The organism is Lewinella cohaerens DSM 23179, assembly GCF_000379805.1.
GTDB classification, from domain to species: domain Bacteria; phylum Bacteroidota; class Bacteroidia; order Chitinophagales; family Saprospiraceae; genus Lewinella; species Lewinella cohaerens.
Genome location: NZ_KB903536.1, coordinates 165095 through 190600 on the forward strand (window position 1 = coordinate 165095; position 25506 = coordinate 190600).

The following is a 25506-nucleotide window of genomic DNA, read 5'->3' on the forward strand; positions in this document are numbered from 1 at the left end:
TATTGCGCAGAAAATAAAATGCTAATCCGTATCCTAAAAGGTTTGCTGTTAACTGCTGTAGTACTTCTGGTACTACTAGCAGCAGCCTTGGGGTATCTTTTTCAGCATCCGGAAATCATTACCCAAAAGGTAGAAGACTGGTACGAAAGCAACTACACGGGCGATTTGCAATTGGGCAAATTGACCCTGAGTTCCTGGCGAGAATGGCCAAATGCAACCCTACACATTCATGATCTTAGCCTGACCGACACCACCCAAGCTTACTCCGCTGCCCCTACCCTACTGATCGAAGAATTTGCAGCAAAAATTTCGCTAGCCCAGGTTTTCCAACGAGAGGTAATCCTCGAAAGACTGACTATAAAAGGGGGGCATTTCAGGAGCCTCACCAGTAAGGGTGGAGAAACAAACACCAATATCTTGCAGGCCTTGTATCCCACTACGTCCAACTGGCACAATAGCGGCATATTACGTCTAAGGCATCCTCAACGTTTGGCCTTAGCCATAAATAACTTTGAACTGGAGCTGAACAATGCGTTGAAAAACAAGCAATTCGCCGGTTACATTGAAAACACAGCTGCTCAGATAACCTTATCTGACACCTTGATAACTTCGGATATGGTTATTGATGTCTGTGTGAAGGGCTTGGGGTTCAACCTCGACAAAGGCAGCTATCTGGAGAATACGGCAGTCGGTGCTCATTTACAGTTACAATATGATCGCCAATTATCGACCATTGAGATTCCACAGTTTCCGCTACAGCTTAATGATCAGACTTTCTCTGCTGAAACATGTATGGACCTGGGCCAAGAAGGCGTGTTTTTCTTATCCCTGATTAATGAACAAACCGACTTTCAGGTAACTAAAGCGCTATTGCCGCTTCATTTGCAAAACAAGCTAGCCCCTTACCAAATTTTCCGTCCCCTTGCCACTGCTATTTCCTTACGAGGAGAATTTGTTGAGGATGACAATCCATGGGTACACATTGACTTTACTGTTCCAGACAATACCGTACTCGTTGATGGAGCATTGGCTTTTGAAAAAGTCAATGGATCAGGAAGCTTTGTAAATCGCATTTCGGAAGACCCCACGGTCGCCAAGAGCGAGGATAGAAGAAACCTGAAACTCTCTTTACAAGATCTTCATTGCGAATACCTGGGCGCACAACTTTACTTAGAGAACTCTTCCTTCCAAAGCACCCCTCAAGTCCCTACTACCCTTGATCTTCAACTACACGCTAAGGGGCGACTCGACGATTTGAATGCGATCTTAGGCAACGAAAACTTTTTCTTTGTAGGTGGCCACTTTGACGCTCACCTAAAGATGGAAGGGGCCGCAGAAAACTTAGCAGATGTTTTAAAGCGCACAGAGGGTGAGCTGTTTATGCAAAATACCAAAGTACACTACCTCCCTGCTGAGGTAACTGTTCCGCTTACCGAACTAGATGTAATCCTGAGCCCGGAACACGCATCGGTGCCAAGTATACGAATACCATTGGCCGAAGGTCAGGAGATAAAAATAAGTGGACTGGTCAAAAATTTCAGCGCTCTTATTTTTGAAGATAAAAAAGAAAAAGTCGAAAGTGACCTTGAAATCTATTCTAGTGATTTAAACCTCGATAACTTCCTTGACCTGATTGCTAGTTTACAAGAGACTACGAAGGTAGATTCTTCTCAAGTCCGTATTTCGGAAACCGTAAAAGGGATTTACGCTACATTCCATCCCCGTTTAAGCCTATTTCTTGAGCAGTTTACCTATCAAACATGGCAAGCTCATGGTATTCGATCTCAGCTGAGTTTTGTAAATGACCATGTATTAAAAGTTGACAGTACCGTCTTGTACAGTGCCCAAAGTCAACTAATGCTCAATGGGACTTTCAGTATACCAGACAGCACCCAATCCTCGCGGATAAATGTTGCCATCGAAGCACAAGGAGACACAGAAGACTTCAACAGAACTTTCGCTAACGATACTTTCCTTTTCCAAGAAGGAGACTATCATTTCCAAGGCAAGCTCAATGGTAAAATCAAGGATTGGCGCGACTTGCTATACGCTACCCGTGGCCATTTACAAGTTCAAGAAACAGGCATATTTTTCGTCCCACAGGCCTTAAATTTCCACATAGCGCTTATTGATCTTGATGTAGCTCAGCATGATATCACACTAAACACATTGCAGCTCACCTTGCCCTCTGGTGGTAGCTTGGCACTAAATGGCAAGGTCGACAACTTCATGGATATCCTCGCCGAAAAGGAAAGCCCACTGGTGCAGTCATTTATCGGCCTCCAGGCCTCCTATCTTGACTATGGCGATTTTAGCGGCCTTTTTTCTTCTTTGCAAAAAAGCGAAACAGACACAGCAAACACCAGTAGTAACGAGATAAAAAAGAGTCTTTTCAACCTCTACCATAAGTTCCACCCAGAGCTGGATGTCCAAATTGATTCCTTCCAGCATAAAGACGTTTTGGTCACTGACCTAAGAAGTAAGGTCGCTTTTGAAGGTAGTCGTAAATTGCAATTTGCGGATATGACTTTTGAATACAGAGACAGTCCCGTACAATTGAATGCGAGCCTGCGCCTGAACCAAGACACGATCACCCCTGTGGACTTGAGCCTGACCACCGCCTATTTTGACTTGGGTACACTTGTAGAAACCTATGATTATTTCGGGCTGGCGGCGTTACAGTCCGCAGAGAAGATAGCAGGAAAGGTCTCTTTGAATGCACACCTAAAAGGGCAATTACACGATGCGACGGGGCTGGACCCCAAAAGTCTTTTGGGTGCAGTACAGTTCACATTGCACGAAGCCGAATTGGTTAATTTTGAGCCTATTCAAAAAATCGGGGAGCAATTTTTCCGTACGGAACGCTTTGAAAGTATTCGTTTTGCTCCTGTGACCGATACGCTATACATCACCCAGGAAGTCATTCACATTCCCAGGATGGAAATTCAATCAACAGCTTTTAATCTCTTTCTTGAGGGGCACCTTAATTATGACAACAACACCAACCTGTGGATCTCTGTGCCTTGGCGGAATTTTAATGCCTGGGAAGAAGGGAATGTCATTCCTCCCAAAACGGGATACTATCGATCTGGCGCAAAATTGTATGTCGAAGTAAAAGGCAATGACGACAATGGAATCGACTACAGGTTTCGACTCCGTAAAAAGAAGCTCTATCAACACCAAGGCATTCTGCCGCTTTACCGCCAAGACCTCAGATATGAGCGCCAACGGCGGCGGCTAATCAGGAAGGAAAACCGGGCTGCGAGGAGAAAGGAGTCTAAGGTGTAAGGGTTGGGTGGGTGTAAAAGTGTAAGAGTTAATCTGTCCCTTCGGAGCAGCCCGTAAGTAAAGTAGTCATGTAGGTCAGCTAGATCCGACTGGGCTGAAGCCCAATTTACTGTTTTCCGACAACACGATTTTATCTAAGACCGGGCTACGTTCCACCTCACTGCGTTGAACTTTGAGGACTAAAAAGGAGAGAGTGTTCAAAATTGTGTGTCTCGCGCAGAGCCGCAGAGTTTTTTTATTACTGGTTATCAAGTAGATACATTTCGGCAATTATTCATCAGACACACATTAATGAACATTCTCTAAAAGGACGATCACCTGGTTGGTCTTCTGACTAGCGTAAAGGAGACTAATGCTGATGACTGGCGGGAGACCAGCGGGATATAATCCCGACCAAGAAGGTAGGGACAAATAATTTGGCTCCGTAAGCCTAAAACTTTTACACTTTTACACCCTTACACTTTTCCAACCATCCAACCACCTCAACTCCTAAACCACCCAACCCTTACTCATACCCCAACCCATGCCCAAACGGAAACAGCGGATCCTTTGAATCATAGGGCATATCTTCCAATTGCTGCACGACCGCTTCCTGGGAAGATGGCAGCTCAAAGGGCAGTTTACCTTCTGGCTTAAACTGACCAAATATCAATTCAGCGATCACCTCATCGCTGCTATCGAAATCTGCAATGATTGCTTGGCTGGCCGCTGCAATTTCGGTAATGATCGCGGGGCGATCCAAGTTCATGATGGTAATGGTGGGCTTGGCCGCTGTCAATTTAAGGATCGGTGCCAGCTCCTCGGGGGTAAAGTAAAGCCGGCCTTGATGGAAAAACTGTTCCAGCATATACTCATCGCGTTCCTCAAAGGGCGCATATAACTTTTGGATGATGAAATCTGCTTGCTCTGGGCTGCTTACGACGGTAGCAAATTGACTGACGGCAGCCTTCTCAAAATTGGAGAGGTAGACCTTGGGTTGATTGCGCAGCGGGAGGGTTTTTGCTTCATTTTTGAGGAGCACCAACGACCGCTGCTGGGCGATACGGCCCTGCTTTTGGATATCTTCGTGGCCCACCATCCAGAGGTCGCCCATTCTTACGAAGGGGTTATCAAAAAGACCCAAGCGGAATTTATCTCTTAATACCCGGCGCACAGATTGATCAAGGCGCTCCATCGAGAGGGTGCCTTCATTCACCAATGCTACCACCAGCTCCGGACAGGATTCGCCGCCTAGCATATCACAACCCGCTTCAAAAATCTTTGCTACTCGCTGCTTTTCAGTCAAATTTTCTACGCCATAGGCTGCCGCGGGTTTCGCCTTATTGCCGGTTACCAAGCCCCAATCGGTACAGATCACTCCCTCAAAGCTATACTGTTCCCTCAGTAGGCCCGTGATAATGTCTTTATTGTAACCAAAACCTACGTCCTCACTGGTTTGCCCAACCGGTACGCCGTAATACGGCATTATTTGAGCCGTCTTGGCAGGAAAGGCTCCTTCTGTAAACGGGATAAGGTGATAATCAAAATTATTACCCGGGTACACTTGATCGGCACCGTAAGGGAAATGAGCATCTTCTCCATCTTTTTGTGGACCAGCACCAGCAAAATGCTTGGTCATACAAGCCACACTCTCATGATTGAGGCTATCGCCCTGAAAACCGAGAATGTAAGCTTTTGTCAGCTTTGCGCTCAGCTGGGCATCCTCACCAAAAGTGCCATTAATGCGGCCCCAGCGAGGCTCTGTTGCTAAATCAGCCATCGGTGACAATGCCAGCCGAATACCTACCGTACGATACTCGCGCCGAGCTACCTCTCCAAACTCCCGCATCAAAACGGTATCACCTATAGCAGCAAAACCCAAAGGAGATACCCACTGGGAGAAAAAGGGTGTAGCTAAGTGAGCACCAGGGTTGTCAGAGGTCGAATGACGCGGATCACTGGCTACCGTCACAGGAATACCCAAACGGGTACACTCCGCCATCACCTGCATGTTATTGCTCCAAGTAGCCAGAGCTTCAGCCGAAGGCGATTGAAAAATATTAAAGTGGTTCATGTGCTTGCGCACAACTTGCGTGGAATTACTTTCAAGAAAGAACGTGATCGGCTCGCTGAAGATGGGAATCTCATTGTGGTAGCCATCTTCATTCATACCAGCCATGTTAATAAACAACAAACCTGCTTTTTCTTCGAGATTCATCTGAGCGAGCAAGTCCTCAATCCTTAATTCAATATCCGCTCGCTTGTCTTCATAAGTATCCAACTGGCCATTCTTATTCAAATCGCGATAGCTGTGCCCATCCTTGGTGAGAATGAGTGCCCTTTCTTCCAGCTGGGCAAAGTTTCTATTGGAGACCCATTTCCATTTGGCATAAAAAAAGGCGATGGTTAAAATCACCAACAAAACCAGTACCAACAAAAGGCGTTTAAAAAAACGAAAAAACTGCTTCATGTTATCAAATTAGACCTGCACGAAGATAATAGCCTATTAGGATTTTTTTGTAAAAAAACAATCCCGAGCTCGCTCAATAGCGAACCCGGGATTATTATTGCTAGTGAATTACTAGTCTTATGTCTACTTAGAAGGTCAGCGACCTTTCTAGCGGATAACCGTAATGTCTCCACGGACAATCTCGCCACGACTGATATTCAGGCGCAAGACGTAGTAGTAAGTTCCTTCAGGAACCTCGGTACCGTCCATGTTCAAGCCTGACCAATCGTTGTTGTAAGGCTTAGCTTCGTAAATGATATCACCCCAGCGGTTGAAGATAACGATTTCATTATCAGGGAAGTCATCCGCAGGATTGAACAGCAGGATATCAAAGACCAGCTGGTCGTTGGCACCGTCACCGTTCGGGGTAATAGTATTCGGAATGAAGTTTTCCTCACTTGGCAATGCCGTAATCATCAAGGTACTGGTATCACAAAGGTCTGGACAATCGGTGCTACAAATTTGGTACGTTACCGTTGTAACGCCAAACTCCGTAGGCTGTAGGTTAAGTACAAAGTCTCCTTGTGCCAAAGCTGTTGTATCAAACGTACCGAAGGCAGGGCCTGTAAGAATGGTAAGCTCAAAGTTGGTCGTACCACCGAGTTGATCATTTGTCAACAAGTTCACTGTACCAGTACTTACACCTGCTTCCAGTGTCATTGCATCCGGGCTAGCAACTGGTGTCGTTGCACGCGTAATCGTAACATCATCGCTACTAAACTCAGGGCAACCAGGCGCAGACAATGTCCAAGTAAACACGTTAGCACCTTCAATCATATCGCTCACCATGGTCAATGGCTCCGTGATCATATCGATAGTAGCACCACTTGCGGTTGTCCAAACTCCTTGGGTATTGGCAGGCAAGTTACCACTCAGGTCAGCCATATCGTCACACGCGGCAGCGTCAGCACCAGCAGCAGCATCGGCAGGGAATTCGAAGGTTACAGCAACAACTTCTGAAACAGCGTCACAGCCATTTTCCGTATTGGTTACCGTCAACTGGTAGGTACCCGCATTCTCAACCGTAGGTGTCGGGCCATCCGTATCACCAGTCAATGGCGTACTTCCAGCATCAACAATCATCCATTCGTAGAGGATCGTCGCACTTGGAGGCGTAGAACCTGTACCGTCTAGCATAACCGGCTCTCCACAACCCGCAACCATATCCATTCCGGCATCGGCTACAGGGGTGTTAGGATCTGCAATCACCTCATAGTTCATCTCCGCTTCACAACCCGGCACCGGGGTATCTACGGTTACCATCAGGGTATAAGTCCCCACAGCGGTAGCACTAACAGCAAACGGAGCGTCAACGGTAAAGGTACCGTCAGCAGAACTCCAGTCTACGCTGGCAAAGGTGAATGTTCCATCATCAGCTGATGAGGCATCAATCACTACAGGGTCACCATCACAACCTAGAAGGTCTAATGACAATACAGGCAATTCAGGTAAAGTTAATTCCGTAGCTGGAATAACTTCTACGCTGGCTGAACCATCACAACCATTGGCTGCAGAGGTAAGAGTCAATGTATAAGTTCCTAAGGCTGTTGCGTCCACGGTTAGTCCATCCTCTCCGGTGAGAATTCCGCCGTCCAAATCCCAAACGATAGAAGTGAAGTCATCAGTCATTCCTGATGCAGTAGCATCGATCTCTACAAATTCTGTAGGACAATCGAAGGCTTCAGGAGTAGCAATCGTTACGGTAGGTGGGGTAATGTCACCATCAACAGTTACGGAAGCAGAATCAGAACAGCCATTAAGCGTACTCGTAACAGTAACCGTGTAGGTTCCAGGAGCACTAGCAGTCGTAGTAGCTTGATCTGTAGGCATTGGATCAGTAGGATCCCCTACCCAGCTTACGATAAAGTCTGTTGTTCCCATCACTTCTACGGTCAACTCGCGGGTTGGTTCCTGACAAGTAATCGGTTCTACATCTGCGATACTCAGTATAGGGGTAGCAATATCCTCGCCTACGATTACAAGCGTATCGGCAGTACAGCCATTACTCTCGTCTGTTACCGTAAATATGTAGGTACCAGGTGTGCTGGTCGTTGTTTGAATATCCGTAGGCATATCTGGTCCGTCACCGTCCTGGTTTTCCCAGAGGTAGGTAAAGTCTTGGCCCGTAGAAGAACCTGCACCACTCAACTGTACGCTGGTAGCTGCACAGTTAATCGTCAGTGTATCACTTGTTACGTTTACGTTTGGCGCTAGCGTATCAACAGAAACCACAAAGTCAGCCTCACCAGTACAGCCACTCAGGTCGCTTACTGCAGTAAGGGTGTAAACACCCGCAGCACTCACCGTAAGGGATAAACCATCAGGGCTAGGATTAGCACTATCCATTGCTTCAGCAGGATCAGACTCCCATTCGCGGAGCGTAAAGTTGGCAGCACCTTGAATGGTCGCCGTAACCGTGATCGTAGGGTCATCACAGGTGATCACAGGTTCCAGATCACTAAGAATAACCATTGGTGTTTCAAATTGCTCCATCACAGTGATGGAATCAACAGCTGTACAGCCGTTTGCAGGGTTGGTTACTTTTAGGTAATAAACACCTCCGTTGCTCACCACAAGGGTATCAGCCGTTGCATTTTCAATTTCACCGGCAGGGCCTTGAACATCCAAACACCACTGGTAGTCCAATGTATCATTAGGCGTAGCCATCAGGGTGATCATAGGAATATTACAACTTACTTCCAAACCTGCAGGGTCCGTTAAGATTTCCGCTACAGGAGGAGCTGTCTGGTCTTCGATGACCACAAAAGCGACAGCCTCACAGAGGTTTGCCNGATTCGTAACCGTGATGGTGTAAGTACCAGGTGTCAGTGCTTCTGGCTGTAAAGTGCTAGAGGTTGGCGCCTGAATAGTACCGCCAAGCGTAGCTTCCCACACAAAAGTGAAGGTTGGATCGTTGGGCGTCAACTCTGCATTGAGGATAATGCTGGTTGTATTACAATCAATCGCACCTGGCTCATCGATGGTCACACCAGGAGCATTGGTATTAGGAATAATTTCTGCGAAAGCAGTATCTCTACAGCCTGTCGTTTCGTTAAATACCTCTAGGGCATATACCCCAATTTCGGTTACACTTACCGTAAGGCCATTGCCCAGGTCGGTGCCAAAGGTGCCATCAGACTCATTATATTCATACCAGAAATAAGATACAATCTGCCCATCAGCATCGGTACAAGAAGCGCTGAAAACGATAGGCGTACCGTCACAGTTTTGTTCTTGTACGTTCAAGCCACCATTCTCTTCCATTACACAAGCACCGGGCGTGACACGGCCATCAGCAATGGTAATCACATCATTCGGATCATCAATGCTGTTACAACAGCCACTTACTGCATCACATACCGTTAGGCGGTAAGTGCCAGGCAAGGTAGCCTCGTGCGTTGGGCCAGTGCCTACGGTAACAAAACCATCAGGAGGGCCCATGTTGTATTCCCAAACGTAAGTGAGGTTATCACCAATACTGGTGCCACCATTTAAGGTGATGCTTTCTGTATTACATGTAAATTCTTCTGATACAGGGTCTATGATAGCCTCTGGCAAAGTCGGAGCTGTTACCATAACTGTATCCGTAGCACTACAGCCTGAGACTTGGTCGATAACTTCCAATATTACTGTCCCCGGAGAATCTCCAAAGAAACAAGAGGTATTTCCATCCGGAGAACCACCCACGCTATTGTAGTACCAATTGGTGGTAAAACCAGGGCCACCAGAGGAGGTACAAAGCTGTACCAAACCAGCATTACAATCCAACTGGCGAGTTTCATCACCATTTATCACTGCTTCAGGAACGATACCGTCTGAAACAATAAATACGGTATCTGTCAGGGAAACGCCAGAGCTGTTGTCAAAGACCGTAATAATGGTCATCCCTTCACAAACATCATCCAGAATAAGTGGCGTAAACTGGTCGAAGGCAGGATTTTCTGTCTGCCAGGTCGTACCAATAAAGCCTTGTCCATCATGTTCTGCAACAGTAATCACAATGGTACCGTCACAAGCTCCTGGACAAGAAGGCGGGGTGATTTCCATATTCGTGATCACAATTTGATCTTCTACACAAATTTCACCGTTGGTGATAACAATGCTACCTTGCCCGTTGGAGGTTTGCACCACAGGAGCGGGTTCGTTCTGAATTGTTACATCGTAGCAATCTTCAGGATCACCGATGAGTTGAAAACACACCTCAAAGGCAACATCTCCATCAGGAATAGCAAGCGGTAGTGGGCCAGGGTAGGAACCATTAAGTGTTCCAACAGGGTTGCCAGTCAATGCGAGGCCGGGCCAGTTGATCGCCGTAGCACTTACAAATTCCAGTGCTGTAGGATCCCAGTTGATATTGAAATCTGCTGCGGTAATATTGTCAAATGACTCCACCGTAAAGTCCATACAAACGGTATCCAACCAGCCACCAGCCGTGGTTACAGCTGTAAGGCCAAAACCTTCAGGGAACAAGACACAAAGGTCACCAGGATTCACCAACAGGCCAATGTTATCACCATTTGAAGTAGACGTTACCGCCGTTTCCGGGAATGGAAGGCCTACCGTCGTCAGTTCGTCACAATCACCAGGGCTGGCTGTAGGTGCTGTATCAAAACAAATTTCGAACAATAAAGTGTTGTCTGCCAAGGTAATTGGTGTAGCACCATTGTCAATAGAGAAGCCCATAGACGAAAGACCAATAGGCGTAAACGTTGGGTTAGCTCCTCCAATGGCAGGATTTATGTTAATACTACCGTTGTGCAACCAGATATTTTCGTCCCAGGCCATGGTAAACTGCATGTTCAATACATCGGTGAAGTTGCTTACCGTTACCGATGAACATCCAGAGCCTGCCAAAGGAGCATCAATGCTGCTGAAATCAACGACCACACTCTCGGGCTGATTGACCTGTACGACACAGTTCATTGGGTTGATCCCGATATTAACACCATTGGAAACACCGATACCCGGTGTAATAATTTGTACAGGGCTGTCACCTCCTACACCAATGACACGGAAACATACCTCGTATATTTCTTCCATATCATCCATGTTCTGCGCTGGGCCAGCGGTAAAGGCCCATTCTAAGCCAAGGATACCGTTGTCAGCGTTAGTACTGATGAAATCAACAGGCGTAAGTCCAGCAAGGTTGCCGAAGGTATTAACTTCAATAAACTCCAGGATATTGGGGTTCCAGCTCATCAGGTACTCCAAACGGCGAACAGCCTCAAAGTTATCACCAGCGGCAAACTGCACACAGACGATATCGTTGACGTTAACCGGAGGGCCACAATCAATATTTACGATAATACCTTCAGGGTCACAATCATTGACCAATACGGTGCCAGGGTTAAGCGTCGCAGGTACTACTGAATTTTCGTTGGGGTTGGCAGGGTCTTCGTTATTGACCTGAATAGGCGTTGGATCATCCGAGAAGGTGATCACTGATGCCGTTTCACAAGCTCCCAAGATGGTGAAACATGCGGTAAACATCGTCGTACCATCCACCACCGTTACACTTGGAGGATCAGGGATGGTGTAACTCCAGGCTACTGTAATAGCACCTTCTGCACCAATATCACCAGGCAAACCGTAAGCCGCGAGGGTATTAGAGGTAATTTCCGTATTCGGAGATAAGTTTTCAAACTGCAGGAAGGCAGGGTCAAAGTTGACCGTAAACTGGATACCATTCAAAGCATCCCAGCCATCAACGGTAAAGTCGACACATACCAGGTCTCCTTCGTTGCCGGTAACATCTGCGGCCGTAACATTGAATTCACGTACACATAGGGTAACTTCCCCATCTTGACGGAGAAGGCCAATATTGCTACACCCCGTACTGTTACGCGTAACATTAGGTGTTGGGAAAGGATTGATACCGATGGTCGTTTGCTCGCCGTAAGCACCAATGGCTTCGAAACAAAGCTCAAAAAGCACATCGACATCATCGGCCAGAGTTGTACCCAGGTTACTGATGTCCAAACAATCACCGTTACCGGTTTCCCAGGTGCCAAAATTAATGACACCAGGAGTTGAATTATCAAATAATGCAGGCCCGAGGTTACCGTCGGCTTGCATATCAGCATTAAAGTTTTGTGCACCAGTAAAGTTCAGCACAGCAGGGTCGTAACCAAAATCAAAATCCAGCGAGTTGATGTTGGTAAAATCCTGCGACGTAACGGCTACACAAAAGGACTCACCCGTACAAGCACTGGCGTTGTCCACAATGATGGTTGGCTGTGCTAATAAGGCTGCCAAAGGGGCAAGGACCATTATTAGCAGAGTATATAATTTACGCATTGGAATATTTTTCTTTGGGAAGAACGATAAAAGGTTAAACATGACGAATTTGGCTTAACGATCAAAAGAATAAGACACCTGCAATTCGTGGGTATTACCTACGGAAGGGCCAAAGGAGCTGAAGGAATAGTCGTAACCATAACCGATTTTCAGGTTATTGTAAAAGCCGACATTGTCCCCCAGGTTGAAGCCTGCTTCAAAGTGGAAATCACCGGAAGAAGAAGCACCCGTACCAATCCATAAGGCGGCGGGCGTCTGATAACGGAAGTTAAGGTCCGCATTGATGGGTGCACCATCAACGTACTTAATCCAAAGAGAAGGTTCAATAAATCCGTCATTACGGAAGAAGTGGTACAAACCTACCATTCCATAAAAGTGCTGCACACGCTGCACAGCAAACTCACCATCGTCGTTCTTAAAGGTGAGGTCAATACCAGCTACTTGTGGTACAGAAACACCAGCATAGAACATGTCACCGTCCATCTTGCCACTCAGCATCTGGTAGAAGTAGATACCTGCACCTACATCAGGAAACATTTCTGTCTGGTTGTTCATTCCCAATACATCATTGGGGTCACGGAGGTTGATTTCATTAGCGTTGACCCGGTATTGTACCAAGCCACCAGAAATAGCAACGGCTAAACCGCTGTATTCAGGATCGCCGGAAATCACGGCTCCGATACGACCATAAATACCGGTAAACCCAGTAGGGCCGGTTTGGTCATTCATAATATAACCACCCGTAAGCAAAGAAGCCCCCGAACCATCTCCAATAAAGGAGAAGCGGATGGCTTGCGTTTGGGGGTTACCAGCGATACCGTTCCACTGCGAGCGATAACTGGCTCCAAGGGTTATCGGTTGCCCGTAAGCGAGAAAATCGCTTTCGACAGCTGCCGGATTAAGAATCGTCGCGTTTTCGCGGTATTGCGTAAAGAGGGAAAGTTGCTGCGCGCTGAGGATACCTACTGAAAAAAGTAGACAGAAACCCAACGCCAACTGGCGAAAGCTCATCATGGGATCAGTTTTTGAGACCTGCAAATTTACCAAAATATATGTTCATCCATCATAGCATAGATGTTAAAACCCAAAAGGGCTACATCAACACTATAGATTGGTTATAAAATCAAATGTTGTTCGTAAATAGGGCAAAAAGCTGTTTAAGAACACTTTAGGTATTCCAACCGATGTTCTATACTATCTATTTTACCTACCATTTTGCAAGCTGGAATTGGGGTTGCCGTCCCCGGCGGGAGTAGTTCTATCCGTTTTCGCTTATTACTAAGCGACACAATCAAAATTAAGCTATCTATAAAACAAGGCCAAAATTAGGCCGAACTTTTGGATGTGTTGCGCTATAAGGCATATTTTTTTGCTTTAATTAGCAAAAGGTAGGATTTAAGCGGGGTATGGTGTGCTGAGTGGCCAGTGTGGTTGTTTTTTTTGGATCATTGATTGTTGATGGTTGTTTGTTAGATGGTTGGTTACCTCGCACTCCGCACTCCGCACTTCCGACCTCTGACTTCCCACTTCCCACTTTGAGGATGGTTGATGGTTCGATGGTTAGATGGTTTGGCTGGTTGGATGGTCAACCCAAAACGGCCACATGTATAACGCCTCCCTTCCCCTGCGGCACACATCCCGAAACAAGGCCATTTTCAAAAATGGGAAGGGCCGGGGATGGGGCCAATGTTTTTTGGGCGCTACCCCTCAGCGGGGTCGGGTCATTCGCCACGCGCTGCCGCTTGGCCCTGCGGGCGCCCCGGTGCCCGGTGCTGGCTACTACCCCTAGCGCGGTGGTCTCGAGTGGGGGCAGTCTGACCTCATCCAAGGTCGTTTCTTCGTTTGGTTATTCTTTTATACAAACCTACCACCTCTTCAAATTTTTTCATCTTGAGTCTATTCTTGGTCCTATGGTCAAGACAACTCTCTGAAAAACAATCCTCTTTAAGACTCGTCTTCCTAATTCCGAATTACTTTTTGAACATGCTGGTTATCACCTTCCGCTACCAGTAAGAAATACACGCCAGCAGGGTAGCTGGAAAAATCAAGCGGCTCGCCTGACCAACTCCGATGATCAATCATCTCTCCGATGGCATTGGTGATCGTAATGGATACATTTTCTGAATCAACTCCGGCAAGATACAGGTACGAAGACACCGGATTAGGATAAACAGAAACAACAGAAGACCGCTCGTAATAAACGGTAACCATATTGGAATACGTGAAGCTGCCATCTTCATCTACCTGCTTAATCCGGTAATAATTTAAACCGGGAGAAGGTCGTCTATGGTCAAAGAAATAATACTGTTCTTCTTCTGAAAAAGCTTCGCCCTGAATTCTTGCGGCAAAGGCAAACGTCTTTCCATCCGTACTGTGTTCTACATCGAAGTAATCATTCGCTAACTGATGAACAACACTCCATTCCAGCAGTACACTTTCTTCTTTCTGAATAGCTGCTAGCGGCCTACCCCAAGTCACAGGCAACAGCGCCACACAAGTATTTTCTACCTCTGCACGGGTATTGCAATCGCTGTCGTTGTCTGAAATTATCGCAATACTCCCCGGCGTATCTAAAAACTGACAGATAGACAGCGCCGCACAAGTCGTTAATTGATCATTAAAACGAATAAAGAGTATCGAAATGGAAAGCGGGTCAATAGCTACAAGGCCCGTAATGTCAGCCAACACCTCATTGGTCTGAATCATCAGGTTCCCTCCTATTGTAGTCAAGCCGCTGAGACCATCTAGCTCAAGTAAGGCTTCATTGTTGTTAATCGTCAAAGCTCCGCCGATACTCAATAGGTTTTCTAATCCATCCAGGTTCGGCAATTGCTCATTTCCTACGATAAACATATTACCATCAATCGTAGTGAGCCCATTAAGCCCCATGATATCGGTAAGAAGCGCATTGTCCTGAATTGTAAAATCCCCACCTACTGTCTCCAGGTTTTCTATCCCCGTCATGTTGGGCAATATGGCATTGCCTGTCAGCAAAAACCGCCCACCGATGCTTGTTAGGTTGCTTAGTTTGCTAATATCTGTTAAGACTACGTTGCGTTCTAATATAAAAACTTCGCCAATGGTCATCAGGTCATCCAAGCCATCAAGGGATTCCAGGCTGGGGTTAATGTATATCTGGAGCTCCTCTCCTACTGTCTCCAGGTTTTCCACGCCGGTAAGGTCTTCTAAGACATCATTATTACCCACCAAAAAATTCTCGCCAATAGTCGTCAGCATGGTCAAGCCATCAAGATTGAGCAGCCCTTCATTATAGGTAACATCAAGGTCTCCACCAATGGTAACAAGATGATGCAAACCTTGTAAGCTCACTAGATTTTCGCCTGTACGAATGATTACATCTCCTGGTATATTAGTAATGCCTGCCAAGCCGCCAATGTCATTGAGCGCATCGGTAGCAATAATATTAATGCTCTGACCTACACTTTCTAAATTATACAAAGCATCGAGGTTGAGTAAAGCAGGTACATTTTGCAGGATCAGCGAACCACCAATCTGCGTAATATTATGCAGCCCACTGAGTTGGGTTAAGGCCAGGTTTTGAAAAATTTGCAGATTCCCATTGACTTCCGTGAGTAAACTCAGCGCCGATAGGTCATCCAAAAGGTCAAAACCGTAGAGAATGAGGTCATCCCCTATCGATGCTAACTGATCCAAGCCGTCTAGGCTTTCCAACAAGTCGATAAATTGCCAATTCAAATCCCCCCCGATGCTCGTCAAACTACCGAGTGCAGTGACATCCTCCAGCGCAGAGAGGTTATAGATGTAAAAATCGCCTTCAATTTCTTCCAGGTTATCCAAGCCCGTCAAATCAGTCAAGTCCGAATTATTGGTGATTTGAAGATCGCCTTTGATGGTAACAACGGGAGCTAATCCGTTGAGGTTAACGATCTGCTCGCCTGCGGCTTCGGCAATGATCACATCTCCGCCAATCACACTACAGCCAGGATAGTTGGCCGCAAAGTTATCGATTTGAAGTTGAGTAGAAAAGGTAACCCCACCAGGTAAACAGTCCTGTGAATGCAGTAAAACAGAACATAGAAAGAGTGCTAAAAACGGTATCGTTTTGGTCAACATGGGAAAGAGGTATAGGATGATGAAAAAGTAAAAACCGGGGTAATTTCAGAGACTAAACACAGCCTAATAGAACACGGATTTAACAGGATCACCACGGCTTATCAAAAAAAACTGTGTCGATCTGTTAAATCCGTTCGATCTATGGGATATCCTATCTAATTCAGCAGGATAGAGCCACCAATATTAGACTTACAGCCGATCTTTCTTCGGACGTACCGGCTGGTAGTTTTCGTAGCCTTTACGGACACATTTCACCTCCCAATCAAACTGGTAGGTACCTGTTCCCTGGAATAGCTCCTTTACCGTAAATCCGGTAGCCGTTTTTTCGATAACAGCTAGTCCTTTACAATCAGCAGATAGTGGTGTGAGCATCACTGTCATGGTTTCATGGTTGGCCACCAAGCCAAAGTGGTCAGGAAAGGTGATCGTTGCTATTCCGTTCACCAATTCAGCAGTGCCTCTTTCGTAAGCGGCTGCCTCGGGGCCTTCAACACAAGCGTACCAAATTTCCTTGTCTTCCTGTTCAGGGTGATCGATGCGGAAATTTTTAACATCAGCAAAAATCACCCCTTGGTTCAAGCCTGTCGTGTACATTCCTGCTCTTTCGCTATTGAATGAGCTTACTACAGAAACCTTACCTAAGTTCGAGCTGTTGCTTTCTGTACCAATCAAGACATTATCGCTAACACTTCCACTTAGTACAATCTGACCACCTTCTTCACCGCTTACGGTGACTGCCGCATTACCGCTGGCATCAAAAAGCGTCACCAAGCCCTGATCTGTATTCCCTGGGTCGCGGCCAATACTGGCAACAGCATCACTGCTTGCACCAAAGAAAGTACCGATTCCACCAAAAGAACTGGCGCCAAAGATGATTGAATTGTCTCCATCGGGCTGGTTCATTACCAGGCTAGCGCTGGATGAAAACGAAGAAAGTGCAACCGTTTCCTCATTACCCGAATTATACAAACTCAAGGTTGCTCCACCTGAAGTCGTATTAAATTCGCCCATTATTCCGGCATCGCTACGAAGGTTCAGCATACCACCAGCGGAGTTGGTTCCCAGACTTGCCAACAGGTCGTTACTACCGCCTTGGCCGTTGCCACGGTAAACATAGACGTTGCCGCCATTAGTTGCCGAAAACAAGTCAATAGTAGCATTCCCGTTCGATTTGCGAATGGTCATATCGTCTTTTACCTCCAAGGTGGACAGTATTGTTTCAGAAAAACCAATGGCCACATCATCAAGGCTGTAGATGTTGTTATTTCCAAATTCAGTCCACAAGGAACTGCCGCCGCCCAGGCCGCTAAGGTCAACTTGTCCACCGCCATTGCTGAGCAATAAATTGTTGCCGTTGAGGCTGATGGTTTGTAGCTCGTTCGTAGGCGAATGATCATTGTCATCCACATCTAGCGGTAGATTGATGGTGTTTCCACCAGAAATCATCAAGTCGTTGGTGTTGGGGTCAAATTGAATGGTCTGCAATTCGTTGGTAGGGTCGGCATCCGCATCTTCCGTACCATCTTGCAAAGCTGCGAGGTTGACCTGGTTGCCATTTTCTATGGAAAGCGTCGTACCATTCAATTGCAAGTCTTGCAGTTCATTCGTAGGGTTCGCATCGGCATCCTCTGTGCCATCTTGAAGGCCCGCTAAATCTACTTGGTTACCGTCTTCAATAAAGAGTGTGGTGCCCTGCAGGTCCAAGGTTTGATTATCACTGCCTACGCCACCTTCCAGGGAGCTTAGGTCTACTTGGCCACCATCGGTCAGGCTTAACATATTTGTGCCTTCATTGAATTGGAGCGTCTGCAATTCGTTATTGGGGTCTGCATCGGCGTCTTCGGTGCCGTCTTGCAAAGCCGCAAGATTTACCTGGTTACCATTTTCTATGGAAAGCGTAGTGCCGTTCAGCTCCAAGTCTTGCAGTTCATTCGCAGGGTTGGCATCAGCATCTTCCGTACCGTCTTGGAGACCAGCAAGGTCTACCTGATTGCCACCTTCGATAGAAAGCGTGGTGCCTTGAAGCTCTAAGGTTTGATCATCGCTTCCTGCTCCGCCTTCCAGGGAACTTAGGTCTACTTGGCCTCCATCCGTCAGGCTCAGCATGTTTGTACCTTCATTAAACTCGATCGTCTGCAATTCGTTATTAGGGTCGGCATCGGCGTCTTCGGTGCCGTCTTGCAAAGCCGCAAGGTCTACCGCATTACCCTCTTCGATGGATAGTGTAGTGCCATTCAACGCTAAGTTCTGAATCTCATTCAGTGGGTCGGCATCGGCATCGGCCTGCCCGGCGGGGATGTTGATGGTATTACCATCCGAAATGGTCAGTTCATTGGTATTGGGATCAAAAGAGATCGTTTGTAGCTCATTGGCGGGGTTGGCATCAGCGTCTTCCGTACCATCTTGGAGGCCAGCAAGGTCTACCTGATTGCCGCCTTCAATCGAAAGTGTGGTGCCTTGAAGCTCCAAGGTTTGATCATCGCTTCCTGCGCCGCCTTCCAGAGAGCTCAGGTCTACCTGGCCGCCATCGGTCAGGCTCAGCGTGTTTGTACCTTCATTAAATTGCAGCGTTTGCAGCTCGTTATTGGGGTCTGCATCCGCATCTTCAGTGCCGTCTTGCAAAGCTGCAAGGTCTACCGCATTGCCATCTTCGATGGATAGTGTAGTACCATTCAATTCCAAGTCTTGCAATTCGTTTTGTGGATCAGCATCGGCGTCTGCCTGCCCTGCAGGGATGTTGATGGTATTACCATCCGAGATGGTCAGTTCATTGGTATTGGGGTCAAAGGAGATCGTTTGTAGTTCATTCGCAGGGTTGGCATCGGCATCTTCGGTGCCGTCTTGGAGGCCAGCTAAATCTACCTGATTACCGCCTTCAATAGAAAGCGTGGTGCCTTGTAGGTCCAAGGTTTGATCATCGTTGCCTGCGCCGCCTTCCAAAGAGCTTAGGTCTACCTCGCCGCCATTGGTCAGGCTCAGTACATTAGTGCCTTCATTAAACTGTAGTGTTTGTAATTCATTTTGCGGATCCGCATCGGCATCGGCCTGCCCTGCAGGGATATTGATAGTATTACCATCCGAGATGGTCAGTTCATTGGTATTGGGGTTAAAGGAGATGGTTTGTAGCTCATTTTCAGGGTTGGCGTCGGCATCGTCTTTGTCTTCAACAGTCATAGCGTGTACCGCTAAAGGCACAGGAAGGATAGGCGAATTCCCCATATACAGGTAGTTATCGCCTCCTTCTACGTCCATTTCTACTTTCAACCAATAGGAACCGCTGCCCCAATTGATTTCTTCCAAGTCGCCAAAAAGGACGTCTCCATTACCAATATTTAAGGAAAAAATGCCCACCGGGGACGTAAACGTCAGGTGGCGTTCAGCGTACTGGACTTCACCAGCTCCGGTACCGCTACCGTTATCAAGTACGATCGATATTTTAAGGCCCAGGTCGGTATTAGCGTACGGTTGTTGATTGATCCCTCTGGCTACGCCCTGGTATTTAAACAGGGTGGGTGCTTGTGCAAACAAGAAAGCCGTAAAACACAAAAGAAGGGTTACTAAAAGTGATTTTTTCATTTTCTTTAATTAATGGGTTAATAAATGAATTAGGGGTTATTAAAGCTTGATGAGTTTGGTGGTTTCAAATACCGCTTGACCATCCTGTTCTACGATCAGGAAATAAGCTCCTGCGGGGAGGTCATGTAGATCGACGGTCGTACGCAAGTTGTTCAAAGTAAGCTGCTGTACCTGCCGACCGTAGAGATCATAGAGAAAAGCCTCTAAGGGTTTTTCCTGATCTTTGGTAATGGTAAATTGGTTGGTAAAAGGATTAGGACCTACACTAACCGTCAATGAATTCTCCTCCACCTCTGCGGTGGGTACCAGGTCAAAATAGGTTTGCAAAAAACCTTGAGACAAATGTTGGTTTTCGGCAGAAATTGTTTCCGTAGCCAGCTCTCCAAAACTGGAATGCAGGGACACGCCTTGTACACTCAGGGAATAGTAATTGGCTCCACTTATCAAAGTGGCCGGCTCTATCGATTGCCCCGAAAGGAAGGCATTCCAACAAATGAGTAATAGGATAATACAGATGCTTCTCATAAAATTGATTTTGAACAAGATTACGGGCATCGCATCACTAAAGGCGAAAAAAGAGGGGTGTCAAAAGGTAAGCTACCCTTTAAACAGAGGTATACAACAGGTAAGTTTACGGTGCATTTACGACCATAAACACCTGATTATCAACACACGGACCCCAACAAGCCAATTACCTCCTATTTAAGCGTCTGGAGGTGTCCTAATAAATATTTATTTTCGCATTGTTAGAGCTTGCTTTGGACGGTTTCGTAGCGAGAATCAAGGAATTAGGGTTTTGGCGAAGCTGCAAAATTCGAGTTTAGCGGGCTAAATGAGTATTTCGCAGCGAAGTCAGGTTCGTAAAGCCTTAATTCGCAGCAGGAACAAGTCCTAAACATGCTCTTAGTTTCATCCTCCTTACCAGCTCTTGATTACCTATGCTATTTATTCGTTTTTTGAGTACGTTATTGATTGTATTTTTTTTGGTGCCTTCTCCCCTATCTGCCCAGACCACCGCAGAATGGAAAGCTCAATTAAAATCCGAGGATAAACAACAACAGATTGGTGCGCTTCACCAACTGGTTATTTTGTACCAAAACATCAATTTAGACACGGCCCTACTATACAGTTATGAGGCGCTTAGGCTTTCTCAGGAAGTAGCTGATGACAGCTTGGTGGGGGTAAGTCATTCGCGTTTAAGCACCAGCTTTTATCATCTTAGGCAAATGGATTCGTTATTGGTACACGCTAAAGCAGCAGAAAAAATAGGCGCACGCCTAACCCTGAATAAAATGCACGCCTTCTCTTTAAAAATGCAAGGTATTGGCTACAATCATCAGGGAAACTTTGCGAAGGCTACAGAAAGCAACCAAAAAGCATTAGAAGTTTACCAAACGATGAAAGACTCGGTAGGTATCGCAGCAACCTATTCTAACCTGGGCCGAATTTATCAGCAAAGCACCCAATATGATGAAGCCTTACGCTACTTTATCAAAGCGGAAAAGCTTTTTGAGCAGTCGAAAGATATAAATGGCCAAAGCATTACAGCTGCCCAGATTGGCGACTTGTTTCTGGATATGGAGGCGCCTACAAAAGCCATCAATTATCTAAAAAAGGCCCTTGAGCTCACTTCCCGTGACAGCTTGCCCATCCAGTATGGCGACCTCTTAAACTCCATAGGTTCAATTTACCATCAAGAAAAGACTCAACTTGATAGTGCCGAATTCTGCTTCCTGGAAAGCCTCCAGTTATTTGAAGAAGTTGGTGATCAGCAGGGTGTTGCTATTTCTAATAACAACCTGGGAAATATCTATCGAGATAAACAAGAATGGCAGAAAGCCTTTTCGCATTATCATACTTCTCGTCGTATCAACTTGCAAAGTCAATGGCTACCAGGCATTGCTGAAAATGCTAAAAACCTGGGAATTTATCACCAAATGAATGAGCAGCAAGACTCCGCTATTCACTATTTTTTAATCGCTTATGACATTAGCGAAGAAATAGAACTGGCCTTCAAAGAGGAGGCCATCTTAGAGAGCATATACCGCTATTACAAGCAAAACGAACAACCCGCTCAAGCGCTTTTCTACTTTGAGAAACTGACGGCACTGATAGAGGAAACGAAAGGAGAATCGGTACAAAAAGAAATTGCTACCCTAGAAACCAAGTATGAGACAGAGAAAAAAGCATTGCGCATCAAAAGTTTGGAACTACAGTCTAGTTTAGCACAATCCAAAGCCAGAGCACTGATCATAGGCTTGGTTAGCTTGGCGATCCTCTTTGTATTAGGTATTATTGGTGTCTTCTATCGTAGGCGGAAAGAGCAGCAACTATTTGCGCTCAAACAAAAAATGCATGAGCAAGAAAAGAAAGAACTAGACCAAGAACTAACTTACAAAACCAAGCAACTGACCTCGCACGCGCTACACATGGTGCAAAAAAACAAGGTGCTACAAGAGCTCAAGCGAGGAATTACCGATCTGGTAGGCGTTACTGCGGATGCTCAAAACAAAAAGGCTTTACGTTCGCTGGTTCGTCGTATTGATTTCAACATCCAGTCTGATGAAGACTGGGATACCTTCAAGTTGTATTTTGAACAAACCAATCAGAACTTTTATCAAAATCTGGCGAAAATAAACAAAGACTTGACGGGCACAGAATTGAAGCTCTGCTCTCTCATCAAATTGAACCTCAACATCAAGGAAACCGCTTCCGTTCTTAATATCGAACCGACCAGTGTGAAGACGGCTCGCCATCGCCTACGCAAGAAACTCAACCTGGAACAAGGGCAGGACCTGACTTCGTTTATCCGGCAGGTAGCTTAACATGAGTCATCCCGAATTTTGATTGTCATCAAAATCCGGGATGACCAACTGTAAAACCTATAGTTAAAGAACAACCCCCATGATTTCTATTAGTGAAGTCATGGGAGTTACTACAAATAATCAGATAAATCACTCTTTTCAGGGTATTTAATGACTCTTTCTAAGTTAAAGTCAGGCTGGATTTTGGCCTTAGCCAAAATTTGGGATGACTCACGTTAAATAGGACGGAGAAAACTCGTAGAAATGAACAGAAATTCCTTACCAAGCTCCAGTTTCCATTGGACTATTGATGATAGCATCTAATTCTGCCTGGCTCAGATATTGTGCGGTGTATGTTCCTCCACTGGAAATTATTTGGCTGTAAAACGACCTCATGTGATTTCTACTACCTTTAGTTAAGTTGGCATACACAAGACTGATGTCTTCATTATCGACTTTGATCATCCAATTATTTAGATCGAAGATATCTAAATCTTCAATTGTCGCACCAACTTTAAAGGCTTCTAATGTGCTGACATTTCCTTGGGAAACCAATTGGTCGTATAAGTCCTGTATTATCGGATTACTAAAAACACCAATGACATTGTTGTCTACCGGATCGGCTAAATCATACTTGGTCAATAGCGTTAAAACTGCATTCGTATGTTTCAATTCACTGGCAGCAATATTTTGAAAAATATTTACTCCCCATTTATTATAAAGCGTAGTATATACATCGTGAGCCAGTTTCTCCTCCTCCCTCATTATAAAGAGGCTCTCTATTTCATCTGAATTTAAGGCCTCTTGAGGGAGGTTGTTTATTTGTGAAGTAATATTGTATGGCTGGACGGTTGCTTCTTCATCCTTACAACTGAAAAGTGCTAAGGCTAAAGCAAAAGTGATAATTATGATCTTTTTCATTTTCCTATATTTTTAATCGGTTATACAGTTCAAAAATATAGGTTGTTAATTCTAATTTCTGTGATGTTTGTTACACTATTCAGTATTATTGACGATGACGTTTTGGGGAGCATTAATTGACGAAATTCACAGGAAAACGCTCCCTCCTATGCCTTTTATTTAAAAGCGCGAAGCGTACCGTATTCCAATACGAGACGCTTCGCCGACACCAAAATATATATAACCTCTAGGTCAACGCCAGCTTATCGCTTGTCCGCGCTACTAAACACGCGGCTCCAGTTGACACCTTTGGCGATGCTGCCTTCTTTCAAGCTGAACCAGATGAAGAGTGGCTTGCCCACAATGTGGTCATCGGGTACAAAGCCCCATACTCTACTATCTTCAGAGTTGTGGCGGTTGTCACCCATCATCCAGTAGTAGTTCATTTTGAAAGTATACTCGGTAGCAGGCTCTCCATTGATCAGGATCTGACCATTGGCAAATGACAAATCGTTCTCTTCGTACACCCCAATAATCCGGCGAAACATATTGATGTTCTGCATATTGATCGGAACGGTTACGCCTTTCTTAGGTATCCAAATCGGACCATAGTTATCTACCGTCCAAGGGCCATAGTTTTTGCTATCGTGTGGGTATAGCCGATCAGGGTTGTAGCCACGGCTAGCGTCGGTAGGAAACTGGTAATTCTCAATTTTGATATTAGGGTCCATGCCCTGAACGTTCGCTTTTTGTTCGGCTGACATAAAGATGTATCGAACATTAGGAGCACGCTCATCGCGGATATTGTCTTCTTCTGAGATCCCCCAATCAGCGAAAGGTTGCTCATTGATGGTAGGCGAAGGGAAAGTAACGACATACAGAAACTGCATATTGGTAGGGTTCTCTGCTGGCTTCCCATTAATATGCACCTGCCGGTCGATAACCTGAAGGGTATCCCCTGGCAAACCGACACACCGCTTGATGTAGTGATCGCGCTTATCCAAGGGGCGCGTTACTAAATCTTTAGCACCAGACTTAATGATCTGGTCATAACGGGGGTTAGCATCTCTAACCATGCCATAGCGCACATCATCTACCGTCCAGGTGCGGTCGGGGAAAATGTAGACACTATCACCGGCCGGTAAATTGAAAACCACAGGAGAGTTGTGTTCAATCTCTTCCAGTGCTGGTAAGCGTACTGGCTTCAGGCTGGGCTTTTCCCAGTATGATTCGCCGCCAAACTTGGGAACAACATTGTGCAACAGCGGGATCATCGCCACCGTCTTAGGCGTACGGATACCGTAATGTGCTTTGCTCACAAAAAGGAAATCACCTACCATTAAGGAACCTTCCATCGAAGAGGTAGGAATTACGTAAGCCTCAATCAGGAATAAACGAATCAGTGCTGCCGCAAAAACCGCAAAAATAATGGCTTCCGCCCATTCGCGGCTTTGTCCTTTTTTATAGGGATTCTCGCGCATCAACTTTTCGTACTGGCGCTTGCTACCTTTCTCTTGTGCTTCGGCCAATTTAGTGGCGTAAGCTTTCTCGGCAGGAATAGTTGGCCCGAGGTACTTCTCTTCTGGTCGTGTACCAAGGAAAAAGAAGTAAAAAGGCGCTGCGACCACTGCCAGGAAGCTATCCAAAAACCGGTACTTCCCGAAAGAGCGAACCATATCTACCGCTAAACCGGAATAAATGAATACATTCACAATTGGCACCAACATCCACACTGCCCACCAGGCAGGGCGACCGACCAGCTTGCTCCAAACCACAAAATTGAGCCCAGGCACCAGCCCTNTCCAGCCAGCCTCACCGGCTTTCTCAAATACTTTGTACAAGCTCACACTCAGGAGCACGTAACCAATGATCATCATCCAGGCAAACCAAGACATATGGTTGTTATTTTTCTATTTGCAGCTTTTTAAGCTGTAAGTTATTATCGAAGGGCAAAAGAAAGGCAAATTCATGAATCTGCCTTTCTTTTGCGCCAGCTTTTTGCATTAGTAGCGACCGTAAGTTGTTTATTACAGTACTCGTTGCAAAAAATCAAAAGGC

Annotated in this window: 10 protein-coding genes; 2 read left to right on the plus strand and 8 right to left on the minus strand. The window is 45.9% G+C overall.

Translation table 11 applies throughout. The annotated features are described in order from the left end of the window. Positions 1 to 18 precede the first annotated feature (18 nt). Positions 19 to 3288 carry an AsmA family protein gene (locus A3EU_RS0107285; protein WP_020535481.1) on the plus strand — a complete coding sequence of 1090 codons (3270 nt, stop codon included), beginning with the start codon at positions 19 to 21 and terminating at the stop codon, positions 3286 to 3288. 505 nt (positions 3289 to 3793) lie between these two features. On the opposite strand, the gene A3EU_RS0107290 is transcribed toward A3EU_RS0107285, so the two are convergent. The 6 genes from A3EU_RS0107290 to A3EU_RS0107320 form a co-directional block, all read right to left on the minus strand. Continuing rightward, on the minus strand, positions 3794 to 5737 hold the full coding sequence (locus A3EU_RS0107290) for a glycoside hydrolase family 3 protein (RefSeq protein ID WP_020535482.1): 1944 nt from the start codon (positions 5735 to 5737) through the stop codon (positions 3794 to 3796). Positions 5738 to 5884: 147 nt separating this feature from the next. Then, entirely contained in the window at positions 5885 to 12115 is a 6231-nt protein-coding gene (locus A3EU_RS0107295; protein ID WP_083937298.1) for a T9SS type B sorting domain-containing protein, read from the minus strand. A 12-nt stretch (positions 12116 to 12127) separates the two neighbouring features. Then, entirely contained in the window at positions 12128 to 13087 is a 960-nt protein-coding gene (locus tag A3EU_RS0107300) for a PorP/SprF family type IX secretion system membrane protein (RefSeq protein ID WP_020535484.1), read from the minus strand. Positions 13088 to 14032: 945 nt separating this feature from the next. Continuing rightward, positions 14033 to 16168, minus strand: coding sequence for a T9SS type A sorting domain-containing protein (locus tag A3EU_RS0107310; protein ID WP_020535486.1), 2136 nt, complete (start codon positions 16166 to 16168; stop codon positions 14033 to 14035). 189 nt (positions 16169 to 16357) lie between these two features. Further along, complete coding sequence (locus tag A3EU_RS32590; RefSeq protein ID WP_020535487.1) at positions 16358 to 19744, minus strand: beta strand repeat-containing protein; 3387 nt, start codon at positions 19742 to 19744, stop codon at positions 16358 to 16360. Between the two features lie 39 nt (positions 19745 to 19783). Continuing rightward, entirely contained in the window at positions 19784 to 20269 is a 486-nt protein-coding gene (locus A3EU_RS0107320) for a T9SS type A sorting domain-containing protein (RefSeq protein WP_020535488.1), read from the minus strand. A gap of 431 nt (positions 20270 to 20700) precedes the next feature. Here A3EU_RS0107320 and A3EU_RS0107325 point away from each other — a divergent pair, with 431 nt between their 5' ends. Next, positions 20701 to 22569 carry a tetratricopeptide repeat protein gene (locus tag A3EU_RS0107325; RefSeq protein WP_169433326.1) on the plus strand — a complete coding sequence of 623 codons (1869 nt, stop codon included), beginning with the start codon at positions 20701 to 20703 and terminating at the stop codon, positions 22567 to 22569. A 258-nt stretch (positions 22570 to 22827) separates the two neighbouring features. Here the strand turns inward: A3EU_RS0107325 and A3EU_RS0107330 are convergent, their stop codons facing one another. Continuing rightward, positions 22828 to 23469 (minus strand): DUF2202 domain-containing protein, encoded by a 642-nt coding sequence (locus A3EU_RS0107330; RefSeq protein ID WP_020535490.1) that lies wholly within the window; start codon positions 23467 to 23469, stop codon positions 22828 to 22830. Positions 23470 to 23711: 242 nt separating this feature from the next. Continuing rightward, complete coding sequence (locus tag A3EU_RS0107335) at positions 23712 to 25343, minus strand: S26 family signal peptidase (RefSeq protein ID WP_020535491.1); 1632 nt, start codon at positions 25341 to 25343, stop codon at positions 23712 to 23714. Positions 25344 to 25506: the final 163 nt, after the last annotated feature.

Excerpts from the sequence above, each read along its gene's own strand:
- A3EU_RS0107285 (WP_020535481.1), top strand. The coding sequence starts at position 19 with ATGCTAATCCGTATCCTAAAAGGTTTGCTGTTAACTGCTGTAGTACTT.
- A3EU_RS0107290 (WP_020535482.1), bottom strand. The coding sequence starts at position 5,737 with ATGAAGCAGTTTTTTCGTTTTTTTAAACGCCTTTTGTTGGTACTGGTT.
- A3EU_RS0107300 (WP_020535484.1), bottom strand. The coding sequence starts at position 13,087 with ATGATGAGCTTTCGCCAGTTGGCGTTGGGTTTCTGTCTACTTTTTTCA.
- A3EU_RS0107310 (WP_020535486.1), bottom strand. The coding sequence starts at position 16,168 with ATGTTGACCAAAACGATACCGTTTTTAGCACTCTTTCTATGTTCTGTT.
- A3EU_RS32590 (WP_020535487.1), bottom strand. The coding sequence starts at position 19,744 with ATGAAAAAATCACTTTTAGTAACCCTTCTTTTGTGTTTTACGGCTTTC.
- A3EU_RS0107320 (WP_020535488.1), bottom strand. The coding sequence starts at position 20,269 with ATGAGAAGCATCTGTATTATCCTATTACTCATTTGTTGGAATGCCTTC.
- A3EU_RS0107330 (WP_020535490.1), bottom strand. The coding sequence starts at position 23,469 with ATGAAAAAGATCATAATTATCACTTTTGCTTTAGCCTTAGCACTTTTC.